Consider the following 14,285-nt stretch of genomic DNA (forward strand, 5'->3'; position numbering starts at 1 on the left):
GGCCTCCAGGGTCAGTCGGACAACCAGTCGCGCCACGGCAGGCTGGTATCACCAAGGGCAATGAAATCGCCGTTCAACAGGGTTTCGCGGCGGTTGTAACGGAAAGGCTTGCCGGTCGCGGCCGACAGCACCGCGCCGCCCGCGGCATGCAACACGCACTGGCCGGCAGCGGTATCCCATTCGGAGGTCGGGCCCAGCCGCGGGTAGACATCCAGGCCGCCTTCGGCGATCCGGCAGAATTTCAGCGACGAGCCCTGGGCGACTGTCTCGATGCGGCCCATGCGCGCCAGCAGCGCTTCGGTTTCCGGTGAGCGGTGCGAGCGGCTGGCGGCGACGCGCAGCGGTGCGGTGGCCGGCGTGCGGGTGCGCAGCACGGTGTCGTGCAGGCCCTGCCGGCGATAGGCCAGCTCGCCACGCATGGCATGCCAGACGATGCCGGTGACCGGGGCCAGCACCACGCCGAAGGCAGGTGCGCCCTGGTAGATCAGGGCGATGTTGACGCTGAACTCGCCATTGCGCTTGACGAACTCGCGGGTGCCGTCGAGCGGATCGACCAGCCAGTACGCGCCCCAGTGGCGCCGCTGCTCCCACCCCACCTGCGCCGATTCCTCGGACAGGATCGGCAGGTCCGGAGTCAGCTGCTGCAGGCCCTGCTCGATCACGAGGTTGGCGGCCAGGTCGGCGGCGGTAACCGGGCTGTTGTCATCCTTGATCTGCACCTCGAAGCCATCGGCATACACCTGCATGATGGCTTGTCCGGCTTCCTGGGCGATGGCGATGGCGGTCTCGCGCAGGTCCGTGGTCAGTTTGATCATCGCGTTCCCTGCAGCCACTGGCGCGCGATGAACAGCGCCGCCAGCGAGCGTCCCTCGGAGAAGTCCTCGCGCAGCATCAGCTGGTCCAGTTCGGCCAGCTTCCACGGCACCACTTCCAGTTCTTCCGGCTCGTCACCGGCCAGCTTTTCCGGATACAGGTCACGTGCCACCACCAGCCACGACTGATGGCTCATATAGGTCGGGGCCAGGGTCATTGCGCGCAGCACGTCGACCCGGCGCGCACCGTAACCAGCTTCTTCCTTCAGCTCGCGATCGGCGGCCTGCTCGGGGGTTTCGCCGGCGTCGATCCGGCCCTTGACCAGGCCCAGTTCGTAGCGGTGCATGCCGGCGGCGTATTCACGCACCAGCAGCACGGTCTCGTCATCCAGCATCGGCACCACCACCACCGCGCCGTGGCCACGGCTGACCAGGCGCTCGAAGCGGCGACGTTCGCCGTTGGAGAACTCCAGGTCCAGGTGCTGGCGCTGGAAGGGGCCGTTCTCCTCATCGGTGATCCGATGGATGATCGGCAAGCGACGGCCGGCACGGTCATCGTTCATGCGGAATCTCCGCGGCGGCCGGCGCCAGCGCCGGGGCCGATAGAATGTGCAGGCAGCAACATGTTCATGAGCCCGAAATGCTAGCAGACCCAACCCCCTCCCCGCTGGCCCAGCACTGGCGGCAACGCGACCTGCAGGTGCTGTGGCACCCGTGCACGCAGATGCGTGAGCACCCGCACACCCTGCCGCTGGTGCCGATCGCCCGTGGTGAAGGCGCATGGCTGATCGACCACGACGGCAACCGCTACCTGGACGCCGTCAGCAGCTGGTGGACCAATCTGTTCGGCCATGCCGAGCCGCGCATCGGCGGCGCCATCGCGGCGCAGGCCGGGCAGCTGGAACAGGTGATGCTGGCGGGCTTCGGCCACGAGCCGGCGATCACCCTGGCCGAGCGCCTGCTGGCGCTGGCGCCACGCCAGCCCGGCCGCGAACCGCTGGCCAAGGTGTTCTACGCCGACAACGGTTCGGCCGGCGTGGAAGTCGCGCTGAAGATGGCGTTCCAGTATTTCCAGAACCGTGGCGAGCCCCGGCGCACGCGTTTCATCGCGCTGGAGAACGGCTACCACGGCGAGACCCTTGGCGCGCTGGCGATGGCGGACATCCCGTTGTACCGCCGCGTCTACGCACCGCTGCTGGCCGAAGGCCTGTTCGCGCCCTCGCCCGATGCCTACCTGGCCGAGCCGGGCCAGAGTGCCGCTGATCGTGCACGCCAGGCTGCCGATGGCCTGGCCACCCTGTTCGACCAGCATCCCGGCGAGATCTGCGCGGTGGTCCTGGAGCCACGCCTGCAGTGCGCCGGCGGCATGCGCATGCATGACCCGGTCTACCTGCAGCGTGTGCGCGAACTGTGTGATGCGCACGGCGCATTCATGATCGCCGACGAGATCGCCACCGGCTTCGGCCGCACCGGCACGCTGTTCGCCTGCGAGCAGGCCGGCGTGATGCCGGACCTGATGTGCCTGTCCAAGGGCCTGACCGGCGGCTTCCTGCCGCTGGCCGCGGTACTGGCCACGCAGGCACTGTACGACGCCTTCCTTGATGACTCGCGCGAGCGCGCCTTCCTGCATTCGCACAGCTACACCGGCAACCCGCTGGCCTGTGCGGCCGCGCTGGCGACGCTGGACATCTTCCGCGACGACGATGTCATCGCCCGCAACCGTGGTATCGCCTCGGTGATGGGCACGCTGGCTGCGCCATTCAGCGACCATCCGCACGTGGCCGACGTCCGCCAGGCCGGCATGGTGGTGGCCTTCGAGCTGTCGCGTGATGGCAACAAGCGCACCCCGTTCGACCCGGCGCTGCGACTGGGCCTGCACGCCTACAAGGCCGCGCTGAAGCGTGGCGTGGTGCTGCGTCCGTTGGGCGACGTGCTGTACTGGATGCCACCCTACTGCGTGGATGACGAACAACTGGAGCTGCTGGCACATACCACGCTGGCGGCGATTGACGAGGCGATTGCATGCGCGTGACCCGCTGCCCCATCGACCTGGCGCTGCACAGCGGCCAGACCCTGACCCTGCCGGAAGAGACGGCCAACCACCTGGTGCGGGTGATGCGCCTGCGCGAGGGTGATACCTGCGTGCTGTTCAACGGCGATGGCCACGACTACAGCGCCACGCTGACCGCGGCCGGCAAGCGCGAGGTGCAGGTGCGCATCGATGCGGTGCAGCCGGTGGACAACGAATCGCCGCTGGCGATCACTCTGCTGCAGGGCATTGCCCGAGGCGAGAAGATGGACCTGATCCTGCAGAAGGCCACCGAGTTGGGCGTGAGCGCCATCGTTCCGGTGAATGCCGAGCGCACCGAGGTGAAGCTGGATGCCGCGCGCGCGGAGAAGCGCGTGGCGCACTGGAACAACGTGGTGACCTCGGCCTGCGGCCAGTCCGGGCGCGCACGTATTCCGCAGGTGGGTTCGCCGTTGTCACTGGCGCAGGCTGCGGCGGCACTACCCGCCGATACGTTGCGGCTGACACTGGATCCGCTGGGCGCGCATCGCCTGTTGACGCTGGAGGCTGCGCCGGCCGGTGGCATCGTGATCGCGATCGGCCCGGAAGGCGGCTGGTCGCCGCGCGACCGTGATCAGCTGGCAGCAGCAGGCTTCCAGGGCCTGCAACTCGGCCCGCGCATCCTGCGCACGGAGACGGCCGGCCTGGCCGCGATCGCGGCGTTGCAGGCGCGGTTGGGCGATCTGGGGTAAGGCTGATTCGTGGTAGTGCCGGCCGCTGGCCGGCATCCACGGGATCATGCGGTTGCCGGCCAGCGGCCGGCACTACCGCGACCAGCGCGTCCAAGGCAGCAGCCGAGCGTGGGCTCGGCTCTACAGGGCCGGCGCCAGATTGCAGTTTCCTTGTGGAGCCGAGCCATGCTTGGCTCGGTGCCGGCCAGCGGCCGGCACTACCGGTCTGGTGGATCAGGCCGCCAGCGAATCCAGCGCGGCTTCCAGCGCGTCCAGGTTCGGCAGCAGCGCGCTCTGCTCCCCCAGCAGCACGCGCATGTGCACGATCTGCGGCAGGGTTTCCTCGGAAGCATCGGCCAGCAGGCCATCGCGCGGCACCGAGATCAACTGCGGGAAATTCTGCGTCAGCAGCGCGTAGTACGGGCGCTGAGCGTTGCCGCTCAGTGCCTTCAGCACCACCACCTTGTTGTGGCCGCCCACCGCTTCCTCGCCCAGCCCGGAAAGCCGCGCGAACGACACCAGCGGCACCTGCCAGCCGTGCCAGCCGATCTCGCCGACCAGCCAGCGCGGTGCATCGGAGACCGGCTGTACCGGCACCCGCGACATCATTTCGGCCACAGTGGCATTGGGCAGCAGCACGCGCTCGTTGCCGGCCTGGATCAGGACGCCGCGGATTTCGTCATTGCTGGCATAGCTCATGGTGCGTCTCCGTTGTCGTCCTGCTCGCCCCAGCGCGCGGCAATCGCCTGCGCCAGGTCCTGCGGTTCGCCGGCCACCATGCCGGCAGCCACCACGGCCGTCGCCGCGGCGGGGTCGTAGCAGCCCTCGCCCACCTGGCCGGCCACCCAGGCACCGGCTGCGGCAAGGTCCAGTGCCGGCCCGACATGGGCCAGGTCGGCGCCGCTGAGCAGCACCAGCGCAGTATGTTCCGCCGGCAGCGCGGCCAGCGAGATACCCTGCGCATCGCTTAGGAAATGCAGGCCGTCGGCGGTCACGCTTACGCCGATGTCATCGGCCAGCACGTGCACCTCACCGGGGACGGCCCGCTGGCCGGCTTCGGCCAGCTGCACCGGCAACGGCGACACGCGTGCCATCTGCTTGACCAGGTTGCCGTAGCGGCCGCCATCCAGGCGCATGTGCACCAGCACCGGTACGCTCAGCGACGACGGCAGCGCGCCGAGCAGGCGGCGCAGCGCGTCCGGGCCACCAATGCCGGCCAGCACCAGCAGCGAGCCGGCACGTGCGCCCGCAGGCGCCGCAGCGTCCAGGTCCACCAGGCTGAGGTGATCGGTATCGAAGGATGGCAGCGGCGCTTCCACCGCGGCGCTGTGGCCGGTGGCCGCGGGTACGTCTGCCACGTCATCGACCAGCGACCACGCGGTGTGGTCGAAGGATACCGGCGGCGTAACCGGTGCGGCCGGCGTGGCGACCGGCTGCATCGGCGCTGCCTCCAGCGGCTCCGGCACGACCGGCTGCAGCGCGGCCAGTGCCTGCTCCAGCGCGATCGGTTCGTGCAGGTGCGCCGGTGGCGCATACAGGCTGTCCGCCGGCACTTCGTCCGCCCAGCTCAACGCCTGGTCCAGATGCGGCTGAAGCGCTTCTTCCCGTGGTGCCGGCGGCGGTGCCGGGTGACCCGGTTCCAGCTGCAGGGCGGGTTCGTCTTCCGCACCCGGCGGCAGCACCTGCTGGTGACCGTGCAGCTTGGCGGCCAGGTGGCGGCCCCAGCGCTGTGCCTCCCAACCATCACGGCGCGCCGCGAGTTCGGCCTCGTCGAAGACCAGGGTCAGGCCCGGTGCGGACAGCACCGCTTCAAGCCGTTCCAGAGCATCCTCGATGGCCGCCTCCAGCGCGATCACCACGAACTGTGGACGCGCGTCCTGCAGGAGCTGAGGCTCCAGGACGTTCGGGTCGTCTTCCAGCACCAGCTGCACATCGGCGTGCGACAACGCTTCGCGCAGGCGCTCGCGCGCCGCGCCAGGGCGGGCCAGCAGGGCGACGGCCGGAGCCGCCTGGGCTTCACTCACGGACACGGGCGATCCCCAGCAGGTCGTACACGTTACGCATCAGGTCCAGCTCCTGGTACGGCTTGCCCAGGTAGCGCTGCACGCCGATCTCGAAGGCACGCTGGCGGTGCTTGTCGCCGCTGCGCGAGGTGATCATCACGATCGGCACGTCCTTGTAGCGCGGGTCGGCACGCATCGCGGTGGCAAGCTCGTAGCCATCCATGCGCGGCATCTCGATGTCCAGCAGCATCAGGTCGGGCACACGCTCTTCCAGGCGCTCCAGTGCTTCCACGCCGTCGCGGGCGACACTGACCTCGAAGTTGTGGCGTTCGAGGATGCGCCCGGTGACCTTGCGCATGGTCAGCGAGTCGTCCACCACCATCACCAGCGGCACCTGGCGCTCCTGGCGCGGGGCGTTGGCCAGCACCGGCAGCGTCGGGTTGGCGAGGAAGCGGCGCACCAGCGGTGCCACGTCCAGGATCACCACCACGCGGCCATCGCCGGTGATGGTGGCGCCATAGATGCCCGGCACCGAAGCGATCTGCAGGCCGACCGGCTTGACCACGATTTCGCGGTTGCCCAGCACCTGGTCGATCGCCACGGCGGCACGCAGGTCACCCGCACGGACCAGCAGCAGCGGCACCTGGTCCTGGCCATCGGCACGCGCCGGAGCCTGCCCGACCAGGCTGCCGAGGTCGTACAGCGGATAGTCCTCGCCGCTGTAGCGATAGCTGCTGTCGGCCGCTTCGAAACGCTCGCGCGACAGGCGGCCGATGCCACTGACCGAGGCGACCGGCACCGCAAAGGTGGTTTCGCCGATCTGCACGAACACCGCCTGGGTGACGGCCAGCGTCTGCGGCAGGCGCAGGGTGAAGCGCACGCCCTGGCCACGCACCGACTGGATGTCGACCGAACCACCCAGCTGGCGCACTTCGTTGCGCACCACGTCCATGCCCACGCCTCGGCCTGCCAGCTGGCTGACCTGGTCGGCGGTGGTGAAACCGGAGGCGAAGATCAGGTTGTCCAGTTCCTGCTCGTTCGGCTGCGCATCGGCGGCCAGCAGGCCACGGTCGATGGCGCGGCGGCGGATCGCTTCGCGGTCCAGGCCGGCACCGTCGTCAGCCACTTCCAGCACGATCTCCGAGCCTTCGCGGTGCAGGCGGATGGCGATCTCGCCCTCCTCCGGCTTGCCAGCGGCGCGGCGCTGTTCCGGCGCTTCCAGGCCATGGGCCACGGAGTTGCGCAGCATGTGCTCCAGCGGCGCGACCATGCGATCGAGGACGTTGCGGTCCAGTTCGCCGTGAGTGCCTTCCAAGGTCAGGTGGACCTGCTTGCCGGTATCCATGCCGGATTGGCGGACCACGCGGCGCAGGCGCGGCACCAGGCCATCGAACGGCACCATGCGCGCACGCATCAGGCCGTCCTGCAGTTCCGAGCTGACGCGCGACTGCTGCTGCAACAGCGAATCGTACTGGCGCGACAGATCGTCCAGCACGCCCTGCAGGCCGCCAAGGTCGGCAGCGGACTCGTTCAGCGCACGGCTGAGCTGCTGCAGGGTGGAGAAACGGTCCAGTTCCAGCGGATCGAACTTCTGGTCAGCCTGGTCCTGCTCGCGCTGGTAGCGGGCGACGATCTGCGCCTCGGTTTCCAGGTCGAGGCGGCGCAGCTGGTCGCGAAGACGCGCATTGGTGCGCTCCAGTTCGCCCATGGCGCCACGGAAGGCGCCGAGCTGCTGTTCCAGGCGCGAACGGTAGATCGCCACTTCACCGGCGTGGTTGACCAGGCGGTCGAGCAGGTCGGCGCGCACGCGCACCTGTTCCTGCTGCGGACGGGCCGACGGGTCTTCGTCGGCCACGCCTTCGGCCGGCAGCGGTGCCGACAGCGGGGCATCGGCCGGCGACGCCAGCGGGCCCTCAGCCTGTGCCGGCACAGCCTCGGCCTCGCTGGCCGCACGCGCGGCCACAGCGGCCGCCGCGATATCGGTGGTGGTGCGGACCTCGAAGGCCTCCACCAGATCCTGTGCGGGCTCCACCACGCGGTGGGCACCGGTGCGCGTGAGCAGCTGGTGCAGACGGTCGAAGCCGCGCTCCAGCAGCTGCACGTCGCGGCGTTCGATCTCGGTGCGACCGGCCGCCACGGCTTCCAGCAGGGATTCGATGCTGTGGCCCAGATCGCCGATGGCATTGATGCCGGCCATGCGTGCGCCACCCTTCAGGGTGTGCAGGTCACGCTGCAGGCCGGCCAGTACCTCTCGATCCTGCGGCGCATCGCGCAGTTCGCTGATCAGGCCGTCGCAGTGGTCAAGCAGATCCTTGCCTTCCTCGACGAAGATGTCGACCAGCTCGCGGTCATAAACACTGAAATCGAGCGCATCGGCGCCGTCCGCGTTGTCTTCCAGAGCGGAGGCTTCTTCGTGGAGCGGGGAACGCGCCACGGCGCCGGCCTCGACATCGGCCTGGACCTCGCCCTGCCCCGGTGCATCTTCCAGTTCGAAGAACCGCACCGGCTCGGCGGAGGCCTGCAGTGCTTCGGTCGCGCTCACCTCATTCACCGTCGCCGGGGACGGCTGATCGGCGCTCTCTCCTTCGCCGACCGCCGCCTCCCCGCCGACGTCCGCATCCTCGGCAAAGGCTTCCGCCTCGCCCGGCGCGAGTTCGCTGGCCTGGAGGCCGAGCACGGGCCATTGCCCGTCGTCGTCCAGGGTCTGCTCTTCGTCGATCACGTGCAGGCCGGCCTCGAGCGCGGCTGCCAGCGTGACCGGTTCTGCAAAACCCGGCGCAGCCATTTCATCCTGCAGGCTCGACAGCTCGCTGTCGAGTGGCAGTGCAGCAGCGTCGTCATCGAGGCTGGCGTCGGCATCGCCCAGGTCAGCGGACATCGACGTATTCAGGTCGATTGCGTCAACCTCCACGGACACCGGCATCTCATCGGCGTCGCGGTCATCCACCGGCAGCGCGCGGGCGTCGAGGTAGGGCGACAGGTCGTCCGCGGCGGTCAGATCGGCCTCCGCGACCGGCGTCGCTGCGGCGTCCACGTCGGTCGTCGCAACAACCGGCTCGCCCTCGACGGGCTGGATCGATTCAATCGATCCGATGTCCTCGGCGATGGCTTCGCCTTCACCCGGTACCAATGGCCATCCGGCATCGAAGTATCGCGACAGATCATCGCTGCCGGTCAATTCGCCGACATCGAGGCCTGTGCCGATCGCGCCCGCGGTCCCGGCGGCCTGCACATCGGCGGCAAGCGGTTCCAGCTCGGGCCCGGCAGGTTCGATCCCGGGCGCAGCAGCTTCGAACGCAGGACCAGTCTCCCCGGCCTCCAGCGCCAGATCCTCGTCGTCGGCCTCCAGCCCGACCATCGGCCAGCGCGCTTCCGGCAGTTCACCGGCCAGCGCCTGCAGGCGCTGCACCAGCGCTTCCTGCGGGGTGATGCGCGGCTGTTCGGCCTGCAGCGCTTCCATGGTCGCGGTGATCGCCTGCGCGGTCGCATCCAGCGCAGCCACGCCCTCGTCGCCCGGCACCACGTCTGCAGCCAGCGCACGCTTGATGTAGGACTCGGCACCGCCGGTAACGGCAGTGATTTCCGGCACTTCGGTCATCGCGAAGGCGCCGTTCATGGTGTGCACCGCGCGCAGCAGCGCGTCGCTGACCGGCTGCGGCGCCTGCTGCGCCGAGCGCAGCCAGTCCTGCAGGGTCGCCTGGTGGACTTCCACTTCGGCTTCCAGGATCTCGCGCAGTACGCTGTCGATGTTGGCCGGCGTGCCCAGTGCTTCGGGCGCCGGGTCCGCATCGGCTTCAGCCTCCACCGACGCCATTGCTTCGGCTTCGAGGATGCGGCTGATCTCGTCCTCGCCATCGACTTCGACCACCGGTGCGGCGGGAGCAGCCGCAACCGGCAGCGGTACGTAATAGGTTTCCTCACCCGCGCCGACGCGATCGGCAATGGCCTGCATCGCCTGCAGGTCCAAGCTGATCCGCTGGCCATGGCGCAGAGCGGCGTTCAGCTGCGGCAGCGCGGCATGCGCGTTGTCGACCATGGCCAGCACGGCTGGCGTCGCCGGGCGGCTGCCGTCGAGCACGCGGTTGAGCATGCCCTCGATCTTCCACGCGAATTCACCCAGGGTGCGTGCACCGACCAGTCGGCCACTGCCCTTGAGCGTGTGGAAGATGCGGCGGATAGGACGCAGACGGTCCATGTTGTCCGGCTGCATGCGCCATGCCGGCAGCAACGTACCGAGGTTGGCCAGTTCGTCGTCGAACTCTTCCAGGAACACCTCGCGGATGTCCTCGTCGATGTTCTCGGCATCGTCGTCGAAGCCCGCCTCGAAGCCGGCTTCTGTACCTTCCGCGTCGCCCACGGCGACCGGCGCTTGCGCATCGGCCGGCGTTGGGGTCGCCTGCGGATTGAAGTCCGCGGCCGCAGCGCTCAGCTCGGCAAAGAACTGCGCGTCGGCTTCGCTGAAATCAATCGGCGCGATGGTGTCGATGTCGATCACCGACACCGCCGCTGCCGGCGCATCGGCAAGCGACGCGGGCGCTTCCACCGGCACATCCACAGGGGTGATGTCCGGTTCTGCGGCAACAGGGTTCTCTTCCACCACCACAGGGGCGGTGGCATCGACGCTCTCCAGCAACGGATGCAGCCCGGCAGCGTCGTCCAGCGACAACGTTTCCATCGCGTGCAGCGAGAGCACATCGTCGGCGTTATCCAGCGAGTCGGCGTCGAAACGGAACACCACGTCGTCGCTTGCAGAAACCGCATCATGCTCGGCGGCCACCGGGTCGAACACCGGTGCGGCATGCGTGCCGGTCTCGATGGACAGCGTCGCGTCGGCGGCGTCTTCGACGTCCAGGCCAGCCGTTGCACTGGACTGCACCGGCAGCGTCCACTGCGTGGCGGCCCCCTGCCCTGCATCGACCTGTTCGAAACTGACCGGATCGAAGCTGGCAAACGTCGGGCTGCGCTCATCGTCCGCTGGTGCGAGCGGATCGGCCTCCGGATGGAACGGTGCCAGATCCCATTGCGGGACCTCGGGCGCCGGTGCACTGGAAGCAGCAAAGACCAGCGGTGCATCCGCCTCGTCATGCAGCGACAGCGGCGCGGAGGCGTCGGACCCCAGCCCACCGAACATCAGGCTGTTGTCGACCGCCGCCGTCGAAGGCGTGGCCGGTGGCGGATCGAAGGTGAAGTCCGGCAGCGGTACCGGCACCTCACCGGGTGCCGGTGCCGCCGACTGTACCGGGATCTCGATGTGCTCCGGCTGCAGTGCCGTGGCCAGCAGCGAAACCGGCTCACGCTCGATGGCCTGCGGCGCAAACAGTGCCGGCTCGCCCGCATCGCGGTCCGGCAGCGGCCAGTAGCGCAGCGCCTCGAGGCTGCTGCGGGTGATGTCGAGGATGTCCTCGCGGCCCGGACGACGGTCGCGCAGGGCTTCCAGGTAGTACTCCAGGCTGGCCATGGCGTCGGCCAGGGTGTCCAGCTGGCGGCCGCTCGGCACGCGCTGGCGGCCAATCAGCTCGGCCTCGATGTACTGCTGCACACCGCGCAGGTAGTCGGCAGCGGTACCCAGGTCGAGCATGCGCAGCGCGCCGGAGACGTCGCCCAGCAGGCGCGGCACGTCCTGCAGCTCAGCGTGGTGCCAGCCGGTTTCGATGAACGCGACGAAATGCTCGCGGGCGGCGGCGAAGTTGGCGATGGCCTCATGGGCCAGTACCTCTACCGTGCGCCGGTTCTCCACTGCGCTCGGATCGTCCTCGCCACTGCCGCCGGCGCCCAGATGGGCGACCTGGTCATCCAGCGAGGCATCCACGTAGAGCAGCGCACCGGCGATATCCAGCAGCAGGTTCTCATCGATCTGCTGGCGGCCTTCGACCACGCCACGCAGTGCATCACGCTGCTGCACGACCACGCCGCGGGCCACGCCCAGGCCCATCATGCCCAGCGTATCGGCCACCGCGCCCAGTTCATTGGCCTGGGTCTGCAGCTGTTCCGGCGCACCGCCGGTACGCAGGTGCAGGTCCAGTGCGTCCTTGATGCGCAGCAGTTCTTCCTTCACCGCGCTGCCAACGGTGTCGAGCAGTTCGCGGTTGCGCCCGCTCAGACTGCCACGCGCATGGTCCAGTTCGGCCTCGGTGGCGGTGACGCTGTCCGGCGCGAACGCCAGCAGCACGCTGTCATGCACGCCTTCCTCGCCACGCGCGGCGCGGATCTCGTTGAGCAACGGCATCAACACGATCGGAATGTCGCGATGACCGTTCTGCAGGCGCTCCAGGTAGTCGGGCAGCAGCACGCTGCCGCGCATCAGGGTCGCGCAGGCTTCATCCCGGTCCGCCACGCCACCGGCGCCGATGGCATGGGCCAGCTGTTCAAGCTCCTCGGCCACCATCGCCGGCGCGTACAGCTCGACCATGCGCAGGGTGCCCTGCACCTGGTGCAGGTAGCCGGCGCAGATGCGCATGCGGCTGGCATCGCTCGGGTCTTCCGCGTAGTACTCGACCTCGTTGCGCACCTGGCGCAGGGTCTCGTCCAGCTCGGGCTTGACCCAGCCCAGCGCTGCATGGCTCATCGCATCGCGCAGACTGCTCATGGACGCGCTCCGTTCGCCGCCGCGCGGAAGCCGCGCGAGTTCTGGCGTGGGGAATGGAAATGCTTCATCGACTGGTTCCTTGCTCGCCGCCCTGCCCGCGTCACGCCGGCAGCTTGAAGTCGGCGACCGAACGACGCAGGTCGGCCGCCAGTTGCGCGAGGTGGCCGATCGATTCGGCGGTCTGCCCGGCACCCTGCGAGGTCTGGCCGGTGATCTGCCGGATCACGCCCATGGTGCGGGTGATGTCCGAGGCCGCGGCCGACTGCTGCTGGGCGGCGATGGAGATGTTCTTGATGAGGGTGTTCAGTGCATTGGACACGCGCTCGATTTCGGTCAGCGCGGTGCCGGCGTCCTCGGCCAGGCGTGCACCGGACACCACTTCGGCGGTGGTCTGTTCCATCGAGGTGACCGCTTCGTTGGTATCGGCCTGAATGGCCTGCACCAGGTTCTCGATGCGTCGGGTCGCACCCGAGGTGCGTTCTGCCAGGCGCTGCACTTCGTCGGCCACGACCGCGAAACCGCGACCCGCTTCACCGGCCGAAGCCGCCTGCACCGCCGCGTTCAACGCCAGGATGTTGGTCTGCTCGGAAATGTCGTTGATCAGTTCCACGATCGAGCCGATTTCCTGCGACGACTCGCCCAGGCGCTTGATGCGCTTGGAGGTTTCCTGGATCTGGTCGCGGATCTGGTCCATGCCCTGGATGGTCTCGCGCACCACGCCGGCACCCTCGGCGGCGATCACCACCGAGCGCTGTGCCACGTCGGCCGATTCGGCCGAGTTGCGCGACACCTGCTCGATGCTCGCCGCGATTTCGCCGATGCGGTCCGACGCCGAGGTGATCTGGTTGGCCTGGTGGCCCGCCGCCTCTGCCAGCTGCATGGCGGTGGCCTGGGTTTCCTGGGTGGACAGCGCGACCTTGGCCGAGGTGTCGTTGATGGTGGTCACCAGGTGGCGCAGCTCGTCGACCGCGTAATTGATTGCGTCCGCGATCGCGCCCGTCATGTCCTCGGTCACCGAGGCCTTCACCGTCAGGTCACCCTCACCGAGCGAGGAAATTTCGTCCAGCAGCCGCATGATCGCCTGCTGGTTGCGGCTGTTGAATTCCACCTGGGTCTGGTAACGCAGTTCCTGCTCGCGCGAGCGGCTGCGCACGTTGGTGGAGACAAAGCCGATGATCGCGATCAGCGACAGCGCACCGGACACCACGCCGATCCAGAAATTCGGGAACAGGCGGGTATCGGACACCGAACCGAACGAGGAGAACGCCTCGAACAGCTTGCGGCTATCGTCCAGCATGTGCGCCGAACCCTGGCCCAGCGCGGTGGCCGCCGACTGCGCGGCGAACAGCTGGCGCGAGCTGGCCAGGATCGCGTCGGCGTCCTGCTTCATCGCCTGCCACTTCTGCTGCGACTGCTCCAGCGCGGCGACGGCAGCGGCACCGCGCACGGCGGTGATGCCCAGTTCCTCGTTGCCGTTGCGCAGGCCGTCGAGCACCTGCGAGAACACGGTGATGTCACGCGCCAGCGCGTCACCGGCGGTGGCCGCGGCGCTGCCACCGGCACGCATTTCGGTCACGCGGCGGGCCATCGAACCGGCCACCACCACCTGCTGCAGTGCGCTGTACACCTGCGCCGACGGAGCACCCGAGGCTGACATCGCGCGCACCAGCTCGTTCAGCTGGGCCTGCAGGCCCGGCACCGCGCCGGTGAAGTTGTTGGCGTTGCCGGCCAGGGCCAGCACCGCCGGCTCGCTGGCCACCAGCTGCCCGGCCTGCTTGCCCAGCGGCGCCCAGGTTTCACCCAGCGTGGTGATCGCGCCGGATACGCCCGGCTCCTTGCCGTAGCGTCCCTGCAGGGTCGACACGTTCTGTTCGATCGCATTGCGGGTCGCCTTGAAGGCGGTGAACGCCTGCGCGTTGCCGCCGACGGCATCACGGCCCTGGTTGGCCAGCTGCTGCGACAGCACCTGCAGGTCGGCAGCCTTGGAGCCGGCGTCGGCCAGGCGGCTGCCCTGCCAGGTGGCGACGCCGGTGTTGACCCCGAACAGGATCATCGATGCCAGCAGCAGGAACAGCCAGAGGTTGCTGCCGCCCAGCCGCAGCTTGCCGGATTTGGTGGCGTCCGAAGCAGTACTCATCGTTCAAC

8 protein-coding genes are annotated in these 14,285 nt (G+C 68.8%); 2 read left to right on the forward strand and 6 right to left on the reverse strand.

All coding sequences use genetic code 11. The annotated features are described in order from the left end of the window. Positions 1–11: 11 nt before the first annotated feature. Together cysQ and nudE are read right to left on the reverse strand one after the other, a co-directional pair. Positions 12–815, reverse strand: coding sequence for a 3'(2'),5'-bisphosphate nucleotidase CysQ (gene cysQ, locus AASM09_RS17255; protein ID WP_049431778.1), 804 nt, complete (start codon positions 813–815; stop codon positions 12–14). Beyond that, positions 812–1,375: an ADP compounds hydrolase NudE gene (gene nudE / locus AASM09_RS17260; protein WP_005418435.1), complete on the reverse strand. Its 564-nt coding sequence runs from the start codon at positions 1,373–1,375 to the stop codon at positions 812–814. Before nudE ends, cysQ begins: the two co-directional genes overlap by 4 nt. A 77-nt stretch (positions 1,376–1,452) precedes the next feature. Here nudE and bioA point away from each other — a divergent pair, with 77 nt between their 5' ends. Both bioA and AASM09_RS17270 read left to right on the forward strand, forming a co-directional pair. Continuing rightward, positions 1,453–2,844 carry an adenosylmethionine--8-amino-7-oxononanoate transaminase gene (gene bioA / locus AASM09_RS17265; RefSeq protein WP_049431781.1) on the forward strand — a complete coding sequence of 464 codons (1,392 nt, stop codon included), beginning with the start codon at positions 1,453–1,455 and terminating at the stop codon, positions 2,842–2,844. Continuing rightward, positions 2,835–3,572 (forward strand): 16S rRNA (uracil(1498)-N(3))-methyltransferase, encoded by a 738-nt coding sequence (locus AASM09_RS17270; protein WP_049431786.1) that lies wholly within the window; start codon positions 2,835–2,837, stop codon positions 3,570–3,572. Before bioA ends, AASM09_RS17270 begins: the two co-directional genes overlap by 10 nt. 213 nt (positions 3,573–3,785) lie before the next feature. Here AASM09_RS17270 and AASM09_RS17275 read toward each other — a convergent pair whose 3' ends face one another. From AASM09_RS17275 to AASM09_RS17290, 4 genes are all read right to left on the reverse strand, one after another. After that, positions 3,786–4,250 carry a chemotaxis protein CheW gene (locus tag AASM09_RS17275; protein ID WP_005410712.1) on the reverse strand — a complete coding sequence of 155 codons (465 nt, stop codon included), beginning with the start codon at positions 4,248–4,250 and terminating at the stop codon, positions 3,786–3,788. Beyond that, positions 4,247–5,581, reverse strand: a complete 1,335-nt coding sequence (locus AASM09_RS17280) for a chemotaxis protein CheB (protein ID WP_049431789.1) — start codon at positions 5,579–5,581, stop codon at positions 4,247–4,249. Before AASM09_RS17280 ends, AASM09_RS17275 begins: the two co-directional genes overlap by 4 nt. Continuing rightward, positions 5,568–12,140, reverse strand: a complete 6,573-nt coding sequence (locus AASM09_RS17285; protein WP_049431791.1) for an Hpt domain-containing protein — start codon at positions 12,138–12,140, stop codon at positions 5,568–5,570. Before AASM09_RS17285 ends, AASM09_RS17280 begins: the two co-directional genes overlap by 14 nt. Positions 12,141–12,240: 100 nt before the next feature. Next, a complete protein-coding gene (locus tag AASM09_RS17290; RefSeq protein WP_049431794.1) occupies positions 12,241–14,277 on the reverse strand; it encodes a methyl-accepting chemotaxis protein in 2,037 nt (678 codons plus the stop codon). Positions 14,278–14,285: the final 8 nt, after the last annotated feature.

It is taken from the genome of Stenotrophomonas maltophilia, assembly GCF_039555535.1.
In the GTDB taxonomy this organism is placed as follows: Bacteria; Pseudomonadota; Gammaproteobacteria; order Xanthomonadales; family Xanthomonadaceae; genus Stenotrophomonas; species Stenotrophomonas maltophilia_Q.